The sequence below is a fragment of the Streptomyces sp. NPDC001920 genome, from assembly GCF_053594495.1.
Genome location: NZ_JBSFEP010000013.1, coordinates 117,044 through 138,787, shown reverse-complemented (window position 1 = coordinate 138,787; position 21,744 = coordinate 117,044). Strand labels below are relative to the sequence as shown.

Genomic DNA, 21,744 nt, shown 5'->3' with positions numbered 1-21,744 from the left:
AAGTCATGGAAGCATTCACCAAGCACACCGGCCGGGCCGTCCCGCTGCGCCGCTCCAACGTCGACACCGACCAGATCATCCCTGCTCACTGGCTGAAGAAGGTGACTCGGGACGGGTTCGAGGACGGGCTGTTCGAGGCCTGGCGCAAGGACGAGAGCTTCATCCTCAACCAGCCCGAGCGGCAGGGCGCGACGGTCCTGGTCGCCGGTCCCGACTTCGGTACCGGTTCCTCTCGTGAGCACGCGGTCTGGGCGCTGCAGAACTACGGCTTCAAGACCGTGATCTCCTCCCGCTTCGCCGACATCTTCCGTGGCAACTCGCTCAAGAACGGCCTGCTCACGGTGGTTCTGGAGCAGAAGATCGTGGACGCGCTCTGGGAGCTCACGGAGAAGGACGCGACCGCTGAGGTCACTGTGGACCTTGAGGCTCGTGAGGTGCGGGCCGAGGGCATCACCGCCTCCTTCGAGCTGGACGAGAACTCCCGCTGGCGGCTGCTGAACGGCCTCGACGACATCTCGATCACCCTCCAGAACGAGGCCGACATCGCGGCCTACGAGGCGAAGCGTCCCTCCTTCAAGCCGCGCACGCTTCAGACCTGATCCGAAAGGCCGGTCCGGAGGTTCGGCGCAAGGCGACTTTCGGCCACCGCGACACTCACGCAGTACCCCCGATCAGCTCCGATCGGGGGTACTGCCATGTCTGCACCCGAACGGCCCTGCTCCGGTTCGAATCAAGTTCAACTTCCCACGTTACGCAGGGTGTTACCGGGGTACGCGAGTCTCATGCCCGCGGCTTTCGCAAGTGCCCGGAAGGCCATTTGAGGCCGGAGTTGCACCCCTGGCAGGCGACAACTCGCCCCAGATGGCACAATCTGTGCATGGAACACGACGGCCAACTCGAGCTCTATGCGGCAGTCGCGGACCAACTCAAGGAAGCGCACACAAGGGTGCGCGCACTGCAAGTCCCGGAGGGCGTACGGATGGCGCTGACCCGGAAGCTGCTGGTCATTACGGCCGCGGCCAAGCACGACGTCGCCGAAGCGACAAGGCGTCTGGAGCGGTTCATCGCGGACCTCGACGCGGGGCGATTCCCCGAAGAGGAACGCTGAACACCTTCGAGACAGTCGAGTCTGTTGCGGCACAAGGGTGATTAGCCCGTTTCGTGTTTGATTTGCGGTATATATCTGCCTAACGTGCGAAAAAGCTTGAACACTTTCGTTCTGGCGATGTCTCCGAAGGGGAAGACGTGAACAAGGCGCAGCTCGTAGAAGCGATTGCCGACAAGATGGGCGGCCGCCAGCAGGCCGCCGATGCTGTCGACCACGTACTGGACGCCATCGTCCGCGCGGTCGTCGCCGGTGAGCGGGTCTCCGTCACCGGCTTCGGTTCGTTCGAGAAGGTCGACCGTCCGGCCCGTTACGCCCGCAACCCCCAGACGGGCGAGCGGGTTCGGGTCAAGAAGACCTCGGTTCCCCGCTTCCGTGCCGGTCAGGGCTTCAAGGACCTGGTGAGCGGCTCGAAGAAGCTCCCGCGGGGCGGCGAGGTCTCGGTGAAGAAGGCGCCCAAGGGCAGTCTGACCGGTGGCGCCTCGGCCACGGTCAAGAAGGCCGCCGCCAAGAAGACCACCAAGGCCGCCGCGAAGAAGACGACCGCGAAGAAGACGACCGCGAAGAAGACCACGGCCGCGGCGAAGAAGACCACCGCGAAGAAGGCGCCGGCGAAGAAGACCACGACGGCCGCCAAGACCACCGCGGCGAAGAAGACCACCGCCAAGAAGGCGACGGCCAAGAAGGCCCCGGCGAAGAAGGCGACCGCCAAGAAGGCGCCCGCCAAGAAGTCGACGGCTCGCAAGACCACGGCCAAGAAGGCCACCGCTCGCAAGAGGTAGGAACGCTGGGGCACTCACGCGCCGGGCCGGACTCCGTGGGGAGTCCGGCCCGCGGCGTGTTCGGGATGCGGTGCCCGCTCAGAACGTCTGCAGTGTCACGAGCGTGATCCGCAGGGACTCGCCCTCGCCCGCCGTCTCGATGCGGACCCGCTGCCCGGGACGCAGCAGCCGCAGGCCGCCCGCGTCGAAGGCCGGGGCGTCGAAGGGGACGGGGGTGCCGTCGTCCAGGAGCACGCTGCCGGTGCGGGATCCGGCGTCGTAGGTGTAAGCGGTGGCCTGCATGGCGGTCAGCCTAGTGTCCGCCGGGTGAGAGGGCGCGCCGTGGGGCTCTTCGTCTCCCTGCCGGGCGCGGACGCCGATGGCCGCTCGCCCGGGTTCCCCGCGCCGCTTCGGGGGAGTGGGCTACTGTTCCCCGATCAGCAGCCGGGCCGCCATCGCCGCTGTACGCGGGCCTACGCCCAGGGCCAACGCGGAGCGCAGGTCGTCTCCCGTGTCCACGTCCTGGCGTACGGAGTCCACGTCGTCGAGGGGCAGCTCCACCGCCCCGGAGGCGCGGTGACGGGCCCGGGAGTCCTCGCCGAACGCGGGAAGCAGTTCCCGGCCCGGGGCCGCGGCCAGCAGGGTCGTGCCCAGCGCTGCCGCGTCCGGGAGGAATGCGCGGGGGAATTCCGCGGCCGCGTCCAGGACCCGGGCCAGTTCCAGAGGGCGCAGTGCCGGGAGGTCCGCGTTCAGGGCGGCCACGGCGCCGTCGGGGCGGGACGCGCGTACGGCCGCCGCCGCGTGCTCCAGCGCCGCGTTCAGGCCACCGCCGGGCTCGTCGGGGACGATGTGCGCGCCCAGTCCGCCCAGCTCACGGCCGGCCAGGGCGTCGCCCGTGACGACAGCCACATCCTTCACCGCCGGGCAGGCCAGCGCCGCGGCCACGGTGTCCTGCGCGAACGCCAGGGCGAGGCCGGGCCGCAGCCCGTCCGTGGCGGTGTCCGACAGCCTGCTCTTCGCCCGCGCCAAGGGCTTCACGGGTATGACCAAGGTCCATTGCACGAGCGTTTCGTCCCTCTCCAGTCGCGGTCATTGTCACTCAGCAGTCGCCAGGGGCATCCGGCGGCCGGGGCGGCGGGGCGTACGGTGTTCTCGACAGACCGGCGGCCTGGGGCGACACTTGTGCGGCCCCCCGGCCCGATGTCATTGATCCCTAGAGGAAGGTGTCCGCGTGCCCCGCCGCAGAATCGGCTTCTGGTACCGCTTCGCCGCGGTGATCTGCAAACCGCCGCTGGTGGTTCTGATCAAGCGGGACTGGCGCGGAATGGAGCACATTCCGGCCGAGGGCGGATTTATCACCGCGGTGAACCACAATTCGCACATCGATCCCTTCGCATACGCGCACTTTCAGTACAACACCGGCCGGGTGCCGCGATTCCTCGCGAAGAGCGGGCTTTTCAAGAAGGGATTCATCGGCGCCGCGATGCGCGGCACCGGTCAGATCCCCGTCTACCGGGAGACCACGGACGCGCTGAGCGCCTTCCGGGCCGCGATCGCCGCCGTGGAGCGCGGTGAGTGCGTCGCGTTCTACCCGGAGGGCACCCTCACCCGCGACCCGGACCAGTGGCCCATGACCGCCAAGACCGGTGCCGCACGGGTCGCCCTGCAGACCAGGTGCCCGGTGATCCCGGTCGCGCAGTGGGGCGCCAACGAGCTGCTGCCGCCGTACGCGAAGAAACCCAACATCCTTCCGCGCAAGACCCACCGGGTCCTCGCGGGCCCGCCCGTGGACCTGACGCGTTTCTACGGCAAGGAGATGACCCCGGAGCTGCTGAAGGAGGCGACCGAGGTCATCATGGCCGCCATCACCCGCCAGCTGGAGGAGATCCGCGGCGAGAAGGCGCCCGAGACGCCGTACGACCCGCGCCGGGAGCGCATCGAACAGCGGCGCAGGACCGCCGCGCAGAACCGGCAGGCGCAAGTGGCGAAGGCCGAGCAGGAAGAGGGGCAGGGTACGTGAGCAAGCCCGTCAAGGCGGCCGTCATGGGCACCGGGTCGTGGGGCACCGCCTTCGGCATGGTCCTCGCCGACGCGGGGTGCGAGGTGACCCTCTGGGCCCGTCGCGCCGACCTCGCGGAAGCGGTCAACTCCACGCGGACGAACCCGGACTACCTCCCCGGCGTCGAACTGCCCGAGAACCTGCGCGCCACCCCGGACGCCGCCGAAGCAGCGCACGACGCCGACTTCACCGTCCTCGCCATCCCCTCGCAGACGCTGCGCGGCAACCTCGCCGAATGGACCCCGCTGCTCGCGCCCGGCACGACCCTCGTCTCGCTGATGAAGGGCGTCGAGCTGGGCTCCGCGATGCGGATGAGCGAGGTCATCGAGGATGTCGCCAAGGTCGGTTCGGACCGCATCGCCGTGGTCACCGGCCCCAACCTCGCCCGGGAGATCGCCGCGCGGATGCCCGCCGCCGCCGTGGTCGCCTGCACCGACGAGGCCGTCGCCCAGCGCCTCCAGGCCGCCTGCCACACGCCGTACTTCCGTCCGTACACCAATACGGACGTGGTGGGTTGCGAACTCGGCGGAGCTGTGAAGAACGTCATCGGGCTCGCCGTCGGCATCGCGGACGGCATGGGCCTCGGCGACAACGCCAAGGGCTCGCTCATCACCCGCGGCCTCGCGGAGACGACGAGGCTCGGGATGGCGCTGGGCGCCGACCCGCTGACGTTCTCCGGTCTCGCCGGCCTCGGCGACCTGGTGGCCACCTGCTCCTCGCCGCTGTCGCGCAACCACACCTTCGGCACCAACCTCGGCAAGGGCATGACCCTCCAGGAGACCATCGCCGTCACCAAGCAGACCGCCGAGGGCGTCAAGTCCTGCGAGTCGGTGCTGGATCTGGCCCGCAGGCACGGTGTCGACATGCCGATCACGGAGACCGTCGTCGGCATCGTGCACGAGAGCAAGCCTCCGGTGGTCGCCCTCAAGGAGCTGATGTCGCGCAGCGCCAAGCCGGAGCGACGCTGAGCGAAGCCCGGGCGACGCTGAGCGAACCCCACCCTCCGGACGCTGACTCGGACCCTACGGGCGGGTACGCTCAACGCGATATGAGCACCGAGAACCTCCCCCAGAGCCCTGACCGGCCTTCGCGCAAGCCGCGGGTTGCCGTCGTGTTCGGCGGTCGCAGCTCCGAGCACGGCATCTCCATGGTCACCGCCGGCGCCGTGCTGCGCGCGATCGACCGGACCAAGTACGACGTCCTGCCGATCGGCATCACGCAGAGCGGCCGCTGGGTGCTCACCGCGGACGAACCGGAACGCATGGCGATCACCGAGCGCCGTACGCCCAACGTCGAGGAACTGGCCGAGTCCAGCGAGGGCGGCGTCGTGCTTCCCGTGGACCCGGCCAACCGCGAAGTGGTCTACAGCGAGCCCGGATCGGTGCCCAAGGCGCTCGGTGAGATCGACGTGGTCTTCCCGGTGCTCCACGGCCCCTACGGCGAGGACGGCACCCTCCAGGGCCTCCTGGAGCTCTCCGGAGTGCCGTACGTCGGCTCGGGCGTGCTCGCCTCGGCCGTCGGCCAGGACAAGGAGTACATGAAGCGGGTGTTCACCTCCTTCGGGCTCAAGGTGGGCCCGTACGTGGTGATCCGGCCGCGTGAGTGGGAGCAGGACGAGTCCGCCGCCCGCAAGAAGATCATCGACCTCGCCGGCGACCATGGCTGGCCGCTCTTCGTGAAGCCCGCGCGCGCGGGCTCGTCCATCGGCATCACCAAGGTCGACGACCTGTCCGGCCTGGACGAGGCGATCGCCGAGGCACAGCGGCACGACCCGAAGATCCTCGTCGAGGCGGCACTGCGCGGCCGGGAGATCGAGTGCGGGGTGCTGGAGTTCGAGGACGGCCCGCGTGCCTCCGTCCCCGCGGAGATCCCGCCGCCGGACGCGCACGCGTACTACGACTTCGAGGCCAAGTACATCGACTCCACGCCCGGCATCGTCCCGGCGCCGCTGACGCCTCAGGAGACGGCCGAGGTGCAGCGCCTGGCGGTGGACGCCTTCGAGGCGGCCTCGTGCGAGGGCCTGGTGCGCGCGGACTTCTTCCTCACCGAGGACGGGGAGTTCGTGATCAACGAGATCAACACCATGCCCGGGTTCACCCCGATCTCGATGTACCCGCAGATGTGGCAGGCGAGCGGGATCAGCTACCCGGACCTGGTGGACATGCTGATCCAGGCGGCGCTGCGGCGGTCCACCGGGCTCAGGTGACGTCCGCGCGGTTCAGTCGGCGATCCCCGTGGGGATCGCCTTCTTGACGGCCGACGCCAGATCGATGAGCACGCTCGAACTGTCCCGGCCCTCTTCCACGGTGACCTCGACGTAGGCGCGCCGCAACGCGGAGGTGAAGCGGTACCCCCCGTCGTCGCGCTTCTCCATCAGCCACCGGACGCCGTTCACGCCACCGGGCACCGCGTCCGGGTCCCGGCCCTCGGCCACCTTGGGATCGAGCATCTTGGGGGGCCGCGTGACACCGCACCGCAGTATGATCGCCGCGTCCCCCCACCCGGCGGTCAGCGCGGACCGAGGCGAGGGATCCTCCCGGCTCTCACCGTCCACCTCGGCCGGCAGTACCTTGTCCAGGTTCCGGCACAACTTCGTGGTCTTCGCGCTGGGGCTGGGAACCGCCGCGGTCGCGCTGCCGTCTGCTGATGAGCAGCCCGCGGCGGTGATCAGCAGGACGAGCGCGGGCAACCCGAGGGCGGAAGTGCGCCGGTGACGGAAAGAGTTCACCGGCCAAGGGTAGACGGGGGCTACAGATGGACGACCGGGCAGGTCAGGGTGCGGGTGATGCCGTCCACCTGCTGGACCTTGGCGACCACCATGCGACCCAGGTCGTCGACGGTGTCGGCCTGGGCGCGCACGATGACGTCGTACGGCCCGGTCACGTCCTCGGCCTGGAGGACTCCAGGGATCTTGCTGATCGTCTCGGCGACGGTCGACGCCTTGCCGACCTCCGTCTGGATCAGGATGTACGCCTGTACCACGGAACCTCCAGGGCGGCCACGAGGATCATGTGGGGAAAAGGAACGCCACGGTATCGCGTCGCCGCTCGCCGCGGGGAGACCCCCGGTGACCGGGGCTTGCGCGCCGGGATGCCGACAGGGAAGAAGTTGACGTACACCTCGACGGTAGCGAGGACACCAGTGACGCGCGACCGGGTGCGGACAGGGACAGAAGGGGCGTAAGGGCAATGAAGGGCACTGTTGGTGAGCTCGGCGAGTTCGGGCTCATCAGGGAGCTCACCTCCCGTCTCACCACCACCCCGGCGGTCCGGGTCGGCCCCGGCGACGACGCCGCGGTGGTGGCCGCGCCCGACCGCAGGGTGGTGGCCAGCACCGACATCCTGGTGGAGGGGCGGCACTTCCGCCGCGACTGGTCCACCGCCTACGACGTCGGCCGCAAGGCCGCCGCGCAGAACCTCGCGGACATCGCCGCCATGGGTGCCGTGCCGACCGCCCTGCTCCTCGGCCTGGTCGTGCCGGCCGAACTCCCGGTGGCCTGGCCGACCGAGCTGATGGACGGCCTGCGCGACGAGTGCCAGGTCGCGGGCGCCTCGGTGGTCGGCGGTGACGTCGTACGGGGCGACTCCATCATGGTGTCGATCACCGCGCTCGGCGATCTGCGCAACCAGGAGCCCGTCACGCGGGCCGGCGCGCAGCCCGGGGACCTCGTCGCGGTGACCGGCTGGCTGGGTTGGTCGGCCGCCGGATACGCCGTGCTCGCCCGGGGCTTCCGCTCGCCGCGCGCCTTCGTTGAGGCGCACCGGCGCCCCGAGCCGCCGTACCACGCCGGCCCGGCCGCCGCGGGGCTCGGCGCGACCGCGATGTGCGACGTCAGCGACGGGCTGATCGCCGACCTCGGGCACATCGCCGAGGCCAGCAAGGTGCGCATCGACATCCGCTCCGGCGCCATCGACATCCCGACCCAGATGAACGACATCGGCCAGGCCGTCGGCGTCGACCCCATGCAGTGGGTGCTGACCGGGGGAGAGGACCACGCGATCGTGGCGACCTTCCCGCCGGACGTGAAGCTGCCGGCCCGCTGGAAGGTCATCGGCGAGGTGCTCAACCCCTCGGCCCTGCCCCAGGTGACGGTCGACGGGGCGCCGTGGACCAAGAAGGGCGGCTGGGACCACTTCGGAGGGGACATCGAGTCATGATCCCGAACGTCCTCACGGTCGCGGGCTCCGACTCCGGCGGCGGCGCGGGCATCCAGGCCGACCTGAAGACGATGCTCGCGCTCGGCGTGCACGGCATGAGCGTGATCACCGCGGTCACGGCCCAGAACTCCCTGGGCGTGCAGGGTGCCTGGGAACTGCCGGTGGCGGCCGTACGGGCCCAGTACCGCAGCGTCGTCGACGACATCGGCGTACACGCGGTCAAGACGGGGATGCTGGCATCTGCAGAACTCGTCGAGACGGTCGCCGAGTTGATCGGGGGCACGGACGCCCCCGCCGTCGTCGACCCGGTGGGGGTCTCCAAGCACGGGGACCCGCTGCTCGCGGCTTCCGCGCTCGACTCGGTGCGCACCAAGCTGCTGCCGGTCGCGACCGTGGCCACGCCCAACCTGGACGAGGTGGCGCAACTGACGGGGGTCCACGTCGAGTCGGAGGAGCAGCTTCGGCAGGCCGCGGCCGCGGTGCTGGCGTACGGGCCGCGCTGGGTTCTGATCAAGGGCGGTCATCTGACCGGCGACGCCGTGGACCTGCTGACCGACGGCTCCGAGGAGCACTGGCTGCGGGCGCCTCGCCACGACAACCGGCACACGCACGGCACGGGCTGCACACTCGCCTCCGCGGTCGCCTCGGGCCTCGCCAGGGGGCTGCCGGTGCCGGAGGCGGTGACGGCTGCCAAGGAGTACGTCACCGGGGCGATCCGGGCCGGGTTCGCGCTCGGCGGGGGGATCGGGCCGGTGGATCACGGGTGGCGGTTCCGCGAGGGCGGGTAGCGGCTCAGGGCCGTTGTCCGGGCCGAGCCGTCGGCCCTCCCACCACAGCCGTCGGCCCTCCCACCACAGCCGTCGTTCGAGCACAGCAAAAAGCCGGTCCACTCGAGGTGGACCGGCTTCGTGCGGCGAACCAGCGGTGGCCGCGCGCTCAGCTGAGCGTCAGCGCGAGACCTTGCCGGCCTTGATGCACGAGGTGCAGGCGTTCACGCGCTTCGGCGTCCCGCCGACCACGGTACGCACACGCTGGATGTTCGGGTTCCAGCGACGGGACGTACGGCGGTGCGAGTGCGAGATGTTGTTGCCGAAGCCCGGCCCCTTGCCGCAGACGTCGCAGTTGGCAGCCACGGGTCACTCCAAAGACTTCAGATGCACTTACGGTTGATCCCGGCCTGCCGGGATCGCGATCTAGGATCAGAGATCTGAATGGCATTGCCAGGGGGAATGGCCCGATCTGGATCGGGCAACCGGAGCAGCATACAACGACTGCGCCAGTACAACGAAACTACCATGGCTGCTCAGAGCCCGGCCCCCGGCCCTCTTCCGGAGCGCCCCGGCCCTGGGTCTACGCTGCGTGCCACGTCCAGCAGCTCAAGGAGGCGCAGGTGGCGCAGGTGCCGCAGACATTCTTCGATGCTCTCGCGGTACGCACCTGGTGCGGTCTCGCGCTGGAGTCCCTCGGGCGCGCACGCGAGGAGATCGACGCGATCAACGTCTACCCCGTTGCCGACGGGGACACCGGGACCAACCTGTACCTGACCGTGGAGTCGGCGGTCGCCGCGGTGGAGGCGGTGTTCAGCGCGTACGAGGTGGGCAAGCCCACTCTGGCCGACGCCTCCCGCGCGATGGCGCACGGCGCCCTGATCGGGGCCCGGGGCAACTCCGGGACGATCCTCGCCCAGCTGCTGCGGGGCATGGCCCAGGTGCTCGCCGCCGACGGTGGGACGGCTCACACCGACGGCTCGGGACTGCGCCGCGCGCTGCGGCAGGCCGCCGACTCCGCCCGCCAGGCCGTGGCCCACCCCGTCGAGGGCACCGTCCTCACGGTCGCCTCGGCCGCCGCCGACGCGGCCGGCGGAGCCGAGGGCGCCGACTGCGGGGCGGTCGCACGGGCCGCGTACGAAGGGGCCCGCGCGGCGCTGGCCGCCACACCCGGGCAACTGGCGGTCCTGCAGCGCGCCGGGGTCGTCGACGCCGGGGGGCGGGGTCTGCTCGCGGTGCTCGGCGCGCTCGTGGAGACGTTCACGGGGCAGGCCGCCCCGGCCCCGGTGCCTGCCTTCTCCGGTGCGCACGCGGGCGTGGAGGGCGGTTCCCGGGCCGTCCCGACCGCCGGCGGGAGCCCGTCGGACGCCGACGTCGAGGACTGCGCCGACGTGCTGGACGCGGGCGGGCCCGCCTTCGAGGTGATCTACCTGCTGGAAGCCGAGGACGCGGCCGTGGCGCGGCTGCGGCGGCGGCTCGACGCCCTCGGCGACTCACTGGTCGTCGTCGGCGGCGATGGACTCTGGAACGTCCATGTGCACGTCGACGACGCCGGGGCCGCCGTGGAGGCCGGGGTCGAGGCCGGGCGGCCGTACCGGATCCGGATCACGCACTTCGGGGCCGGCGACGTCCACACCACCGGCGGTGAGCGGCCGCCCCGGGAGCGTGCCCAGCGGGCCGTCGTCGCCGTCGTCCCGGGCGAGGGCCTTGCCGGGCTGTACACCGAGGCCGGAGCCACCACCGTGCTCGCCCGCCCGGGGGAGCCGCCGGCCAGCGGGGAGCTCGTGCAGGCGGTACGGCGGGCCCACGCCCGCGAGGTCGTCCTGCTGCCCAACGACGCGGAGCTGCGCCACACCGCGGCGGCGGCGGCCGAACAGGCCCGCACGGAGGGCATCCGCGTGGCGCTGATCCCGACCCGTTCCGCGGTCCAGGGCATCGCGGCGCTCGCCGTGCACGAGCCGGAGCGCCGCTTCGACGAGGACGTGGTGTCGATGACCTCGGCGGCCGGCGCGACCCGGTACGCCGAGGTCGCGGTCGCCGAGCGGCAGTCCTGGACCATGGCCGGCATCTGCCAGGCCGGTGACGTCCTCGGCCTCATCGACGGGGACGTGGCCGTGATCGGCTCGGACGTCACGGCCACCGCGGAGGCCGTCCTCGACCGCATGCTCGCGGCCGGCGGGGAGCTCGTCACCCTCGTCCTCGGCGACGAGGCCCCCGAGGCGATCGCCGAGCACCTCGAAGCACGCGTGCGTGAGTCCTACCTCGCCGTCGACACGGTGGTGTACCGGGGCGGACGGCAAGGGGCGCTGCTGCTCATCGGCGTGGAGTGACGGCCCCCCGGGTGGGGAGCGGACGGCTCGGCGCGCCTCACCCGGGCTCCTGCTCCGTCGCCACCTGAAGCAGCTGACCGGCCTCCGCCCGCCGCTCCTGTGCCGCCTCGTCGTCACCGCAGGCCGCCTCGGGACCGCCGTACACCGCCAGCACGGCACGCGCGCGTGCCGCCGCCTGCGCGGTGCGGCCCAGGTCCGCCTCCAGCCAGCCCGCCGCCAGCTCCGCCCCGGTACGGCTGTGCACGGCGGCGTCCCCGAGCGTGGCGAACACCGTGACGGCGTCCGTCACCTCCGACAGCGCGTCCTCCAGCACGGCCCTGATCGAGTCGTCCTCGGCGTCCTCGGCGGCCGAACGGGCCAGCAGGTCACCGAACTGCCGGTGGGTGTGACCGAGTTCCGCGGTGAGCCGATGGCGGGCCTCCTCGTCGGCCCCCGCCGGGCCGTCGAGCGCGGCCGCGCACTCCCGCACCGCGCCCGCCATCAACTCCCGTGCCGTGTCCGTCCCGCCCTGCGTGCGCAGCGCCAGCCACGCGCGGGCCCGCAGGGAGCGGACGAGGCCGTGGACGTTGCCGAGTTCGCCCCACAGGGCACCCGCGCGCGCGTAGGCCTGGTCCGCCTCGGTGAGCAGGTCCGCGTGACCGAGGGACTCGGCGGCGAGGTGGGCGAGCGTGGCGTGGTCGTGCTGATCGGGCCACTGCCGGGCGGTCTCGGCGGCCTGCAGCCGGCGTTCGGCCGCCGCGCGGTGCTCGCCGAGCTCGCTCAGGCAGTCGCCGAGCCACCACTGGGTCTGCACGACCATCCCGTCACCGTGCGTCTCGGCACTCAGGTCGGCCAGCGCGGACTCCAGCACCTCGGCTGCCTCGGCGAACCGCCCCTGCCGCAGCAGGAACCCGCCGAGCTGGTGCCGCGCCCACGCGCCCAGCGTCCGGCTGTCGCCCGCCTCGTCGGCCCAGTGCGCCGCCTCCAAGGCGTGCTCGGCGGCCTCCTCGGCGAGCCCCCGGCCGCCCACCACCTCCGCCAGCTGCAGATGCAACTGGGCCCGTCCCGGCGCCTCCAGGTACGGCCCTGCGTGCTCCAGGGCCGCCCGCAGCGCCCGCTCGGCCCCCGCGATGTCCCCGAGCTGGTGCGCGAGCCCGGCCAGCCGGGCCTCGTACTCCACCGCGAACCAGGGCAGCCCCGCCCCGACGAACGTCTCCGAGGCCCGCGCGAACAACTCCGCGGCGCCCTCGGCGTCCCCGGCGAGCGCCGCCAGCTCCGCGAGCATCGCCTGCCCCTCCGCGATCCGCGCGACAAGCCGTACGTCGTTCCCGGTCCGGCCGTCGACGAGCGCGAGCACCTCCCGCGCGGCGCCTTCGGCGTCGGCCAGGGCAGCGCCGCGCACCGCGTCCTGCGCCTCGTGCGCGCGCCGCATCAGGATCCGCGCCCGGCTCATCAGCACGGCAGCCGTCTGCCGTACGCCGGTCCCGTCCTCGGCGTACAGCGCGAGGATCCGGTCGTACAGCTCGGCGACGGCTGCCAGGGCCGGCCGCACCTCGCCCGTGAGGGCGCGTACGTACGCTCCACGCGCGCGTGCCGCCAGCGCCTCCCCGGGGTCACCCGCCTGCGCGTACAGCTCGGCGGCCCGCTCGAACAGGGCGATGCCCTCGGGACCCAGGTCCATCGCCCGGTGATCGGCGATCTCCGCCCGGACGAGGGGGGTGAGCTCGACGCCCTCCGCGGCCCGCGAGACGGCCGCCCACGCCTCGATCGCGTTCGGCCGCAGGGTGTCCGAGAGCCGCCGTGCCTCCGCGAGCAGCGCGGGCAGATCGGGGGGCGTGCCCGCGTCCTCCCGCGGATGTGTCGCGACCGGGGCGGGCATCGTGACCGCCGCCGGCCGGGCCGCCGTACGCACCCCCAGCGGCAGTCTCTCCACCAGCGGCTCCTGCGCCATACGCGCGCGTGCCCGCGCACCGACGTGCCCCGTGCCGTTGCGCTCGTCGAAGCGCGCGGCCAGCGCGAGGGCCTGCCCGCGCGCGTGGGCGGCGAGTTCCCGAGCGGTCCAGGGGCGGTCCGCCGGGCCGGGCACCCGCTGGTCGCCCAGGCCCAGCGCGGTCAGGCGGTCCATCAGCAGGACCACCACCGTCATGAACTCCAGCCTGCTGCGCGGATGCCCGTCGTCCGTGAAGTACGCCGGCCGCTCCGCGAGCAGCTCCAGCCCCCGCGCCTCGTTCCCGGTCAGGGCGCAGAACTCCACGTGGTCCGCGTACGCCCCGCGCATGCTCTCCATGGCCCGGACCAGCCGGAAGCCCCGCAGGTGGTGGGCGCGGGCCTCGTCCACGCGGCCCAGGCGCAGCAGTGGCGCCAGGGAGGAGGCGAGGACCGTGTGCGGCTCGTGGGCGCAGGTGAACTCGCCCTCCAGGACCGGCCTCCACAGCTCCAGCGCCTCGGCGTCCCGGCCCAGCTCCGCCTGCCACCACCCCTGCCCGTGCAGCTCGCAGGCGTGGCAGTCGGCCATGGCGTCCCGGTCCGCGGCCAGCCAGGCGCGGTACGCCCGCTCGGCGCGCGCCTCGTCCCCGACGTGCGCGGCCACGCTGAACTCGGCGCTGCGCACGGCCCGTTCGGAGTGCCCGGCGAGCCGGTAGCGGTGCTCCATCTCGCCGAGCCACTTCTCGATCGAGGCCAGCGGGATGTGCGGCTGGTCGAGCATCCCGGCCGACATCCACTTGAAGACCCAGTGCAGCGAGTGCGTCTCGTACGCGTCGAAATCCCCGGGCCGCTCGTCCCACATGCGCAGCAGGCGCGCGAACGGGACGAACATCTTCGCCTTCTCGGAGCTGTAGTTGTAGACCTTCAGCTGGTGGCCGAGCGCCTCGATCACGGCGAGCGGGACGTTCAGCTTCTCCGCCTCGGCGAGCAGCTGCTCCGCGCGCGCGTTGCGGGCGGGGCCCTCCGGCTCCTCGCCGTTCTCCGCCATCGCCCGGCGCAGCGAGTCGAAGTCCGTGATCTTGCCGGTCCCGCTCATCGGCGGCCCTCCTCGCCGTTCGTGGCCCACTCCAGCAGACCGATGAAGGCCCGGTTCAGCAGCGCCGAGTCGGCGGGCCTGAGCGGGCGCTGCGCCATCAGCAGCGCCTGCCCGTACAGGGACTCGGTGGCGGTGCCGATCAGCTCCGGGTCACCCAGCGAACTGATCCGCCGGATCAACGGGTTGAGGTGGTTGAGCACCAGACGCGCGCGTGGCGCGCTGCCGCGCAGCGACCCGAGGATGCCCGCCCACAGGTCGTCGGCCTGCTCCTGCGCCGCCGCGCGGGCCTGCTCGTGCCGGGCCGCCCGGTCGTCCAGGTGCAGCGCCGGCACCGACAACGGGTGGAAGGCGCGCAGGACCACGTCACAGCCGAGCGGGTCGAGCTTCGCCCGCGCGGCCGCCAGGAAGCCCGACAGGGCCAGCTCCTCGGCCGGGTCCACCGCGTCCAGATGCGCGGTCACGGTGTCGGCGTCCAGCTCGGCGACGACCGTCCCCGGCCGCACCGACGGGAGCGCCTCGACCAGCTCGCTGTCGTAGGTGTAACCGCCGTTGACCACTCCGACGCCCTGCGCGGACGCGATCGGGGCGACCTGCCGGTACTCCTCGACGGTCCGCGTGAAGTGCACCACCCGGTGCCGCTGCGCGAACTCCTCCAGCGACAGCCGCCCGTCCGTGGTCTCGAAGGGCAGCCACGGCAGCATCGTGCGCAGCATCTCCTTGTCGTGCCGCGCCAGGGACTTCACCCCCAGGTGGTGCACGGCCAGGAAGGCCTCCAGCCGTTCCGGATCACCGGCCGCCAGTCCCGTCAGCCAGGACCGAATCCTTTCGCCCAGCGCCTCCCGTACGGCCGCCAGCGTCTCGTCCTCGTACAGCGCCTCGCGCGAGGCCGTCGGCCGCAGGCTGTCGGTGTCGAGCACGCACCGCACGAAGAACGCCCAGTCCGGCAGCAGCTGTTCGGCCCGCTCGGTCAGCAGCATGCCCTTGAGGTGGACGCGATGCCCCGCCCGCCGGGCCGGGCTGACCGCCGACGGCAGCACGTACGCCACCCCGCGGACACCGGCGAGCGGCACGTCCAGCGCGATCGAGTCCAGCGGTGTGAAGCCGAACAGGTCGTGACAGTGCCGGGCCAGGGCCACCCGCCGGTTCGCGGGGGAGGGGTACGGCCGGTCCCAGGGCGCGGGCAGGTCGGTGACCGCCTCGCCGCCGACCCGGACGTCGTACGGCAGCAGCGAGCCGAAGTCCCGCGCCAGCGCCAGGACCCGCTCCTCGGCCAGCCACTCCGCGGCCCCGGCCCGCGCCACCAGGTGCACCGTCGTGCCCGGCTCGGCGCGCGCCTCGTCCGGCAGCGTCCGCACGGTGTACGAGCCGTCGTCCCCCGCCGTCCACTCCACGGGCGCGGCGTCCGGCGTACGGGCGCTGCGGCTGACCACCCGGATCCGCTCGGCGACCACGAAACACGCCAGCAGACCGATGCCGAACTGCCCCAGGAAACCGGACCGGGCCTCCTGCAGCCCCTCGGCGCGCTTGGAGCTGCGCCCGATGGTCGCGAGGAGGTCGTGCACGTCCGCCTCGGTGAGCCCGACCCCGGAGTCCTCCACCCGCAGGGCGCCGGCCTCGGCGTACAGCCGGACCACCGCCGGGGCGTCGGGCTCCTCGACGCGTCTGGCGGTGATGGCGTCCACCGCGTTCTGCAGCAGCTCGCGCAGGTAGACCTTCGGGCTGGAGTAGAGGTGGTGGGAGAGCAGGTCCACCAGACCACGCAGGTCGACCTGGAACGTGTGCGGTGTCCGGGAGGGTTGAGGTGACTGGGGCGGCTGAGGAACCTGGGATGACTGTGAGGTCTGGGAGTCCATCGTCGCTGCGCCGGTGGGAGGACTTCGCGCGGCGCGGGGTCGGGCGGTCCCGGTGAGGCGGTGACCGCGGAAAGGATGGCCGGAGCGCGTCATCCTAGGGCCGGACCGAACCGCCTGACCAGGGGTTTCCGGGACGTTTACCTTTCCGGCCGCCGCGACCGCTACGGCATTGTCAGTGCCGTGGTGTGGAATGGATCTCGTGCCCGCACTGGAAGAACCACTGAAGAAGGTGCTCGGCCCTGCCACCGCGAAGGTGATGGCCGAGCACCTCGGCCTGCACACCGTCGGCGATCTGCTGCACCACTACCCCCGCAGATACGAGGAGCGCGGCCAGCTCACCCACCTCGCCGACCTTCCCATGGACGAGCACGTCACGGTGGTCGCCATGGTCGCCGACGCCCGCCTGCACAGCTTCGCCTCCAGCAAGGCCCCGCGCGGCAAGGGCCAGCGCCTCGAAGTGACGATCACGGACGGCAGCGGCCGCCTCCAACTGGTCTTCTTCGGCAACGGCGTTCACAAGCCCCACAAGGAGCTCCTGCCGGGCACGCGCGCGATGTTCGCGGGCAAGGTCTCCGTCTTCAACCGCCGGCTGCAACTGGCGCACCCGGCGTACGAGTTGCTGCGCGGTGCCGACGGCGAGGGTGCGGAGGCCGTCGAGACCTGGGCCGGCGCCCTGATCCCGATCTATCCCGCCACCGCCAAGCTGGAGTCCTGGAAGATCGGCAAGGCCGTCCAGACGGTTCTGCCCAGCGCCCAGGAGGCGATCGACCCCCTCCCGGACGCCCTCCGCGCAGGCCGCGGCCTGGTCTCCCTCCCCGAGGCCCTCCTGAAGATCCACCGCCCCCACACCAAGGCGGACATCGCCGACGCCCGCGACCGCCTCAAGTGGGACGAGGCCTTCGTCCTCCAGGTCGCCCTGGCCCGCCGCCGCCACGCGGACGCCCAACTCCCGGCCGTGGCCCGCAAACCCAAGCCGGACGGCCTGCTGACAGCCTTCGACGACCGCCTTCCCTTCACGCTCACCGAGGGCCAGCGGAAGGTCTCCAGGGAGATCTTCGACGACCTGGCGACGGAGCATCCGATGCATCGGCTGCTGCAGGGAGAAGTGGGTTCCGGAAAGACGCTGGTCGCGCTGCGCGCCATGCTCGCCGTCGTCGACGCGGGCGGCCAGGCGGCCATGCTCGCGCCCACCGAGGTGCTGGCCCAGCAGCATCACCGGTCGATCGTCGAGATGATGGGCGAGCTGGCCGAGGGCGGGATGCTGGGCGGTGCCGAGCAGGCCACGAAGGTCGTGCTGCTGACCGGCTCCATGGGAGCGGCCGCCCGTCGGCAGGCGCTGCTCGACCTGGTCACGGGCGAGGCCGGGCTGGTGATCGGCACCCACGCCCTGATCGAGGACAAGGTGCAGTTCCACGACCTCGGCCTGGTCGTCGTCGACGAACAGCACCGGTTCGGTGTCGAACAGCGCGACGCCCTGCGCGGCAAGGGCAAGCAGCCCCCGCATCTGCTGGTCATGACCGCGACCCCGATCCCGCGCACGGTCGCCATGACCGTCTTCGGCGACCTGGAGACCTCGGTCCTCGACCAGCTTCCGGCCGGCCGTTCACCCATCGCCTCCCACGTCGTCCCGGCCGCCGACAAGCCGCACTTCCTCGCCCGGACCTGGGAGCGGGTGCGGGAGGAGGTCGCTAAGGGCCACCAGGCCTACGTCGTCTGCCCCCGCATCGGTGACGAGGAGGACGACCCGAAGAAGGCCGGCAGGACGAAGTCCCCCGAGGACGAGGCGGAGAAGCGCCCGCCGCTCGCGGTGCTCGACGTGGCCGGCCAGCTCTCCAAGGGGCCGCTGAGCGGTCTCGGTGTGGAGGTGCTGCACGGCCGCATGCCCCCCGACGACAAGGAGGCTGTCATGCGCCGCTTCGCCGCCGGCGAGACGGACGTCCTGGTCGCCACGACGGTCATCGAGGTCGGCGTGAACGTCCCGAACGCCACCGCCATGGTGATCATGGACGCCGACCGCTTCGGCGTCTCCCAGCTCCACCAGCTGCGCGGCCGGGTGGGCCGTGGCTCGGCGCCCGGTCTCTGCCTCCTGGTCACCGAGATGCCGGAGGCCAGTGCGGCCCGCCAGCGCCTGAACGCGGTCGCCGCCACCCTCGACGGCTTCGAGCTCTCCCGCATCGACCTGGAACAGCGCCGGGAGGGCGATGTCCTGGGGCAGGCCCAGTCGGGCGCCCGCACCAGCCTGCGGATGCTGGCCGTCATCGAGGACGAGGAGATCATCGCGGAGGCGAGGCAGGAGGCTGCGGCGGTGGTGGCGGCGGACCCGGAGCTGACGGCACTCCCCGGCCTGCGCACGGCCCTGGACGCCCTCCTGGACGAGGAGAGGGAGCAGTACTTGGAAAAGGGGTGACGAAAGGGGTGAGGGAGACTCCCCCAGGGGCGCGGGGAACCGCGCGACCAGCCACACTGATACCTGATGCCGCCCACAACCGAGGACCCGAGATGACCCGCGTGATCGCCGGCGCAGCCGGCGGACGTCGCCTGGCGGTGCCGCCGGGCACCGGCACCCGCCCCACCTCCGACCGCGCACGCGAGGGTCTCTTCTCCACCTGGCAGTCCCTCCTGGGCGGCCCTTTGCAGGGGGAGCGGGTCCTCGACCTGTACGCCGGTTCCGGCGCGGTCGGCCTGGAGGCCCTCTCCCGCGGTGCCGGCCACACCCTGCTCGTGGAGGCGGACGCCCGAGCCGCCCGCGTCGTCCGCGAGAACGTGAGGAATCTCGGCCTGCCGGGCGCCGAGGTGAGATCGGGCAAAGCCGAGCAGATCATCCAGACACCGGCGCCGGGCGAGCCGTACGACATCGTCTTCCTCGACCCTCCGTACGCCGTCTCGGACGACGATCTTCGCGAGATTCTCCTCACACTCCGCTCGGGAGGCTGGCTCGCGCCGGACGCGCTCGTCACCGTGGAGCGCAGCACCAGAGGCGGGGAGTTCCGATGGCCGGACGGCTTCGAGGCCATCCGGGCCCGTCGTTACGGCGAGGGAACGTTTTGGTACGGTCGCGCCGCCTCTACGTGCGAAGACGCACGATGACCGGACCGGAGAGCGAGGGATCACAAGTGCGCCGCGCCGTATGTCCCGGGTCGTTCGACCCGATCACCAACGGACACCTCGACATCATTTCCCGCGCCTCCAGGCTGTACGACGAGGTCTACGTCGCCGTGATGATCAACAAGGCGAAGAAGGGCCTGTTCGAGGTCGACGAGCGGCTCGACCTGATCCGCCAGGTCACGGCCGAGTACGGCAACGTCCGGGTCGAGGCCTTCCACGGTCTCCTCGTCGACTTCTGCAAGCAGCGCGACATCCCGGCCATCGTGAAGGGCCTGCGCGCGGTCAGCGACTTCGACTACGAGCTGCAGATGGCCCAGATGAACAACGGCCTGTCGGGTGTGGAGACGCTCTTCGTCCCGACCAACCCCACCTACAGCTTCCTGTCCTCCTCCCTGGTGAAGGAAGTCGCGACCTGGGGCGGCGACGTCTCCCACCTGGTGCCCCCGGTCGTCCTGGAGGCCCTCAACAAGCGCCTGCGCAAGGACTGATGGGGCTACAGTCGTCCCGTCCGTCTCCATCACAGCTGTAGAGAGTGGCGAGCACACGGTGGACGTGCAGAAGAAGCTCGACGAGATCGTCGCGTCGGTCTCAGGTGCCCGGTCGATGCCCATGTCGGCCTCGTGCGTGGTCAACCGCGCCGAGCTGCTCTCGATGCTGGAAGAGGTCCGTGCGGCCCTGCCCGGTTCCCTCGCCCAGGCCCAGGAGCTGATCGGCGGACGCGAGCAGATGGTCGAGCAGGCCCGTCAGGAGGCCGAGCGGATCATCCAGGGCGCGCACGCCGAGCGCGGCTCGCTGATCTCCGACACCGAGGTGGCCCGGCGCTCCCAGGCCGAGGCCGACCGCATCCTCGCCGAGGCCCGCAAGGAGGCCGAGGACATCCGCGCGGAGGCCGACGACTACGTCGACTCCAAGCTCGCCAACTTCGAGGTCGTCCTCACCAAGACCCTGGGATCCGTCGGCCGCGGCCGCGAGAAGCTCCTCGGCACCGGCCCCGGCACCGACGAACAGGGCTACGAGGACGAGGACGCCCCCGAGCGCAGCCACGACCCCGACACCCTGCGCCGCACCGCCGACGAGTACGTCGACGCCAAGCTCGGCGCCTTCGAGGCGGTCCTGGCCAAGACGCTGGAGGCCGTCGGCCGCGGCCGCCAGAAGCTGCACGGCCGGATCGCCACCGACGACCTCGGCGCGCTCGCCGACGACGCCACCACCGTCCAGCACTCCAGCGACGCCGACTACCTCGCCGACCTCGCCGCCCTCGCGGAGCGGGACACCCCGGCGGCATCCGCCGAGCGGGCCGCACCGGAGCGGCAGCAGTACGACCACCAGGCGGCGCAGCCGGCGTACGGCTACCAGCAGCAGGGCGCGGATCCGTACGGCGGCTACCAGCAGCAGTACGCGGGCCGGCAGGACCCGTACGGCTACCAGCAGGCCGATCCCTACGCCTACCAGGGCTACGACGCCCAGCAGGCCGCCTACGACCCCCATCAGGCCCAGCAGGCCCATCACACCCAGGCCCAGCAGGCCGGGCAGGGCGACCAGGGCTACGCCCTCGACGAGACCAGCCTCTTCGACACCAGCATGATCAGTGCCGAGCAGCTGAGGGCGTACGAGCAGGGCCGCGGCCAGTAGACAGCCACCGGATTGGGCCGTGAGCGAAAGGTCCAGTATCCTGGCTCTTCGGTCGCGCGTACGTCCGCGATCAACGCTGCCCGCGAGCACCGAAGGGCAGTGACCCCCTGAGCTCAGCAGATCGAAAGCAGGAATGGCGTGACAGCCCGCCTCGACCACCGCAACCCTCTCGTGTTCGACACGCACGAGCTGGGTCGGCGGCCCGGTGCGCTGCAGCGCCTGACCCGCGAGGTCGACGCCCCCAAGGATCTCGGGATCCAGGGAGTCGTCGGAGTGCCGGAAGGCGCCCCGGTGGAGCTCGAACTCCGGCTGGAGTCGGTCATGGAAGGGGTGCTTGTCACAGGCACCGCCCGTGCACAGGCCGAGGGGGAGTGCGTAAGGTGTCTGGAGCCGCTTCAGCTCGACGTGGAAGCGGACTTCCAGGAGATGTTCTCGTACCCTGACGCCGACGATCGGGGCCGCGTGCACCACGCGGAGCCCGGCGACGACGCCGAGGACGACGAGGACAGGCTCTTTCTCGAGGACGGCCTGTTCGACCTCGAACCCGTGCTGCGTGATGCGGTGGTGCTCGCACTGCCGATGCAGCCGGTGTGCCAGGAAGACTGCCCAGGACTGTGCGCCGAGTGCGGAGCACGTCTCGCGGACGACCCGGACCACCACCATGACGCCGTCGACATCCGTTGGGCGGCACTGCAGGGACTCGCCGATTCACTCGAACCCGGCGATAAGGACGACAAGAGCGGCGCCGAACCGGGCGTCGACGAGAAGCAGGAGAAGTAGCCGTGGCTGTTCCGAAGCGGAAGATGTCGCGCAGCAACACGCGCCACCGCCGGTCGCAGTGGAAGGCTGCGGTCCCCACCCTGGTTGCGTGCGAGCGCTGCCACGAGCCCAAGCAGCAGCACATCGCGTGCCCGTCGTGCGGCACCTACAACAAGCGCCAGGTCCTCGAGGTCTGAGCGGCTGGTGAGAGGCAC

General features: G+C 71.6%; 22 protein-coding genes. 15 read left to right on the top strand and 7 right to left on the bottom strand.

Going from position 1 to position 21,744, the window contains the following annotated elements; all coding sequences use genetic code 11:
* The first annotated feature begins 5 nt into the window (after window positions 1-5).
* The 3 genes from leuD to ACWCPI_RS23195 all read left to right on the top strand — a co-directional run bounded on the left by leuD (window position 6) and on the right by ACWCPI_RS23195 (window position 1,887).
* The gene (gene leuD / locus ACWCPI_RS23205) at window positions 6-599 is read left to right on the top strand and encodes a 3-isopropylmalate dehydratase small subunit (RefSeq protein WP_451039899.1); all 594 of its coding nucleotides are present in this window, start codon (window positions 6-8) and stop codon (window positions 597-599) included.
* Between the two features lie 278 nt (window positions 600-877).
* Window positions 878-1,108, top strand: a complete 231-nt coding sequence (locus ACWCPI_RS23200) for an SCO5555 family protein (RefSeq protein ID WP_093910159.1) — start codon at window positions 878-880, stop codon at window positions 1,106-1,108.
* Between the two features lie 137 nt (window positions 1,109-1,245).
* Window positions 1,246-1,887 (top strand): HU family DNA-binding protein, encoded by a 642-nt coding sequence (locus ACWCPI_RS23195; RefSeq protein WP_451039898.1) that lies wholly within the window; start codon window positions 1,246-1,248, stop codon window positions 1,885-1,887.
* Between the two features lie 78 nt (window positions 1,888-1,965).
* Here the strand turns inward: ACWCPI_RS23195 and ACWCPI_RS23190 are convergent, their stop codons facing one another.
* Window positions 1,966-2,169 (bottom strand): hypothetical protein, encoded by a 204-nt coding sequence (locus ACWCPI_RS23190; protein WP_388800977.1) that lies wholly within the window; start codon window positions 2,167-2,169, stop codon window positions 1,966-1,968.
* 120 nt (window positions 2,170-2,289) lie between these two features.
* On the bottom strand, window positions 2,290-2,928 hold the full coding sequence (gene cofC / locus ACWCPI_RS23185) for a 2-phospho-L-lactate guanylyltransferase (protein WP_451039897.1): 639 nt from the start codon (window positions 2,926-2,928) through the stop codon (window positions 2,290-2,292).
* Between the two features lie 169 nt (window positions 2,929-3,097).
* Between cofC and ACWCPI_RS23180 the strand changes: the two genes are divergently transcribed.
* The 3 genes from ACWCPI_RS23180 to ACWCPI_RS23170 all read left to right on the top strand — a co-directional run bounded on the left by ACWCPI_RS23180 (window position 3,098) and on the right by ACWCPI_RS23170 (window position 6,131).
* Window positions 3,098-3,886, top strand: a complete 789-nt coding sequence (locus ACWCPI_RS23180; RefSeq protein ID WP_451039896.1) for a lysophospholipid acyltransferase family protein — start codon at window positions 3,098-3,100, stop codon at window positions 3,884-3,886.
* A complete protein-coding gene (locus ACWCPI_RS23175; RefSeq protein WP_451039895.1) occupies window positions 3,883-4,893 on the top strand; it encodes an NAD(P)H-dependent glycerol-3-phosphate dehydrogenase in 1,011 nt (336 codons plus the stop codon). Before ACWCPI_RS23180 ends, ACWCPI_RS23175 begins: the two co-directional genes overlap by 4 nt.
* Window positions 4,894-4,973: 80 nt before the next feature.
* The gene (locus tag ACWCPI_RS23170) at window positions 4,974-6,131 is read left to right on the top strand and encodes a D-alanine--D-alanine ligase family protein (RefSeq protein ID WP_451039894.1); all 1,158 of its coding nucleotides are present in this window, start codon (window positions 4,974-4,976) and stop codon (window positions 6,129-6,131) included.
* A 12-nt stretch (window positions 6,132-6,143) separates the two neighbouring features.
* Here the strand turns inward: ACWCPI_RS23170 and ACWCPI_RS23165 are convergent, their stop codons facing one another.
* Window positions 6,144-6,653 carry a DUF3515 domain-containing protein gene (locus ACWCPI_RS23165; protein ID WP_451039893.1) on the bottom strand — a complete coding sequence of 170 codons (510 nt, stop codon included), beginning with the start codon at window positions 6,651-6,653 and terminating at the stop codon, window positions 6,144-6,146.
* Between the two features lie 20 nt (window positions 6,654-6,673).
* A complete protein-coding gene (locus ACWCPI_RS23160) occupies window positions 6,674-6,907 on the bottom strand; it encodes an Lrp/AsnC family transcriptional regulator (RefSeq protein WP_003993216.1) in 234 nt (77 codons plus the stop codon).
* Between the two features lie 206 nt (window positions 6,908-7,113).
* Here ACWCPI_RS23160 and ACWCPI_RS23155 point away from each other — a divergent pair, with 206 nt between their 5' ends.
* Window positions 7,114-8,082 (top strand): thiamine-phosphate kinase, encoded by a 969-nt coding sequence (locus ACWCPI_RS23155; RefSeq protein WP_451039892.1) that lies wholly within the window; start codon window positions 7,114-7,116, stop codon window positions 8,080-8,082.
* Window positions 8,079-8,870 carry a bifunctional hydroxymethylpyrimidine kinase/phosphomethylpyrimidine kinase gene (gene thiD / locus ACWCPI_RS23150; RefSeq protein WP_451039891.1) on the top strand — a complete coding sequence of 264 codons (792 nt, stop codon included), beginning with the start codon at window positions 8,079-8,081 and terminating at the stop codon, window positions 8,868-8,870. The genes ACWCPI_RS23155 and thiD overlap by 4 nt, the downstream gene beginning before the upstream one ends.
* A 159-nt stretch (window positions 8,871-9,029) precedes the next feature.
* Here the strand turns inward: thiD and rpmB are convergent, their stop codons facing one another.
* Window positions 9,030-9,215 (bottom strand): 50S ribosomal protein L28, encoded by a 186-nt coding sequence (gene rpmB, locus ACWCPI_RS23145; protein ID WP_003993230.1) that lies wholly within the window; start codon window positions 9,213-9,215, stop codon window positions 9,030-9,032.
* Window positions 9,216-9,472: 257 nt separating this feature from the next.
* Between rpmB and ACWCPI_RS23140 the strand changes: the two genes are divergently transcribed.
* Window positions 9,473-11,179 (top strand): DAK2 domain-containing protein, encoded by a 1,707-nt coding sequence (locus ACWCPI_RS23140; RefSeq protein WP_451039890.1) that lies wholly within the window; start codon window positions 9,473-9,475, stop codon window positions 11,177-11,179.
* 37 nt (window positions 11,180-11,216) lie between these two features.
* Here ACWCPI_RS23140 and ACWCPI_RS23135 read toward each other — a convergent pair whose 3' ends face one another.
* The gene (locus ACWCPI_RS23135; RefSeq protein ID WP_451039889.1) at window positions 11,217-14,180 is read right to left on the bottom strand and encodes a tetratricopeptide repeat protein; all 2,964 of its coding nucleotides are present in this window, start codon (window positions 14,178-14,180) and stop codon (window positions 11,217-11,219) included.
* A complete protein-coding gene (locus ACWCPI_RS23130; RefSeq protein ID WP_451039888.1) occupies window positions 14,177-16,033 on the bottom strand; it encodes an HSP90 family protein in 1,857 nt (618 codons plus the stop codon). Before ACWCPI_RS23130 ends, ACWCPI_RS23135 begins: the two co-directional genes overlap by 4 nt.
* Before the next feature lie 190 nt (window positions 16,034-16,223).
* On the opposite strand from ACWCPI_RS23130, the gene recG reads away from it, so the two are divergent.
* The 6 genes from recG to rpmF all read left to right on the top strand — a co-directional run bounded on the left by recG (window position 16,224) and on the right by rpmF (window position 21,726).
* Window positions 16,224-18,440, top strand: a complete 2,217-nt coding sequence (gene recG, locus ACWCPI_RS23125; RefSeq protein WP_451039887.1) for an ATP-dependent DNA helicase RecG — start codon at window positions 16,224-16,226, stop codon at window positions 18,438-18,440.
* Between the two features lie 92 nt (window positions 18,441-18,532).
* Entirely contained in the window at window positions 18,533-19,120 is a 588-nt protein-coding gene (rsmD, locus tag ACWCPI_RS23120) for a 16S rRNA (guanine(966)-N(2))-methyltransferase RsmD (protein WP_451039886.1), read from the top strand.
* Window positions 19,121-19,146: 26 nt separating this feature from the next.
* On the top strand, window positions 19,147-19,626 hold the full coding sequence (gene coaD / locus ACWCPI_RS23115; protein ID WP_217215171.1) for a pantetheine-phosphate adenylyltransferase: 480 nt from the start codon (window positions 19,147-19,149) through the stop codon (window positions 19,624-19,626).
* A gap of 58 nt (window positions 19,627-19,684) precedes the next feature.
* Window positions 19,685-20,770 carry a cell division initiation protein gene (locus ACWCPI_RS23110; protein ID WP_451039885.1) on the top strand — a complete coding sequence of 362 codons (1,086 nt, stop codon included), beginning with the start codon at window positions 19,685-19,687 and terminating at the stop codon, window positions 20,768-20,770.
* Between the two features lie 138 nt (window positions 20,771-20,908).
* Window positions 20,909-21,550 (top strand): YceD family protein, encoded by a 642-nt coding sequence (locus ACWCPI_RS23105; RefSeq protein WP_388800940.1) that lies wholly within the window; start codon window positions 20,909-20,911, stop codon window positions 21,548-21,550.
* A 2-nt stretch (window positions 21,551-21,552) separates the two neighbouring features.
* Window positions 21,553-21,726 carry a 50S ribosomal protein L32 gene (gene rpmF / locus ACWCPI_RS23100; RefSeq protein WP_003951102.1) on the top strand — a complete coding sequence of 58 codons (174 nt, stop codon included), beginning with the start codon at window positions 21,553-21,555 and terminating at the stop codon, window positions 21,724-21,726.
* The last annotated feature ends 18 nt before the right edge of the window (window positions 21,727-21,744 follow it).

What these genes read in the sequence shown, in the direction of transcription:
- leuD (WP_451039899.1), top strand. Translation starts at nt 6, where the DNA reads ATGGAAGCATTCACCAAGCACACCGGCCGGGCCGTCCCGCTGCGCCGC.
- ACWCPI_RS23200 (WP_093910159.1), top strand. Translation starts at nt 878, where the DNA reads ATGGAACACGACGGCCAACTCGAGCTCTATGCGGCAGTCGCGGACCAA.
- ACWCPI_RS23190 (WP_388800977.1), bottom strand. Translation starts at nt 2,169, where the DNA reads ATGCAGGCCACCGCTTACACCTACGACGCCGGATCCCGCACCGGCAGC.
- ACWCPI_RS23170 (WP_451039894.1), top strand. Translation starts at nt 4,974, where the DNA reads ATGAGCACCGAGAACCTCCCCCAGAGCCCTGACCGGCCTTCGCGCAAG.
- ACWCPI_RS23155 (WP_451039892.1), top strand. Translation starts at nt 7,114, where the DNA reads ATGAAGGGCACTGTTGGTGAGCTCGGCGAGTTCGGGCTCATCAGGGAG.
- thiD (WP_451039891.1), top strand. Translation starts at nt 8,079, where the DNA reads ATGATCCCGAACGTCCTCACGGTCGCGGGCTCCGACTCCGGCGGCGGC.
- ACWCPI_RS23135 (WP_451039889.1), bottom strand. Translation starts at nt 14,180, where the DNA reads ATGAGCGGGACCGGCAAGATCACGGACTTCGACTCGCTGCGCCGGGCG.
- ACWCPI_RS23130 (WP_451039888.1), bottom strand. Translation starts at nt 16,033, where the DNA reads ATGGACTCCCAGACCTCACAGTCATCCCAGGTTCCTCAGCCGCCCCAG.
- recG (WP_451039887.1), top strand. Translation starts at nt 16,224, where the DNA reads ATGGATCTCGTGCCCGCACTGGAAGAACCACTGAAGAAGGTGCTCGGC.
- rsmD (WP_451039886.1), top strand. Translation starts at nt 18,533, where the DNA reads ATGACCCGCGTGATCGCCGGCGCAGCCGGCGGACGTCGCCTGGCGGTG.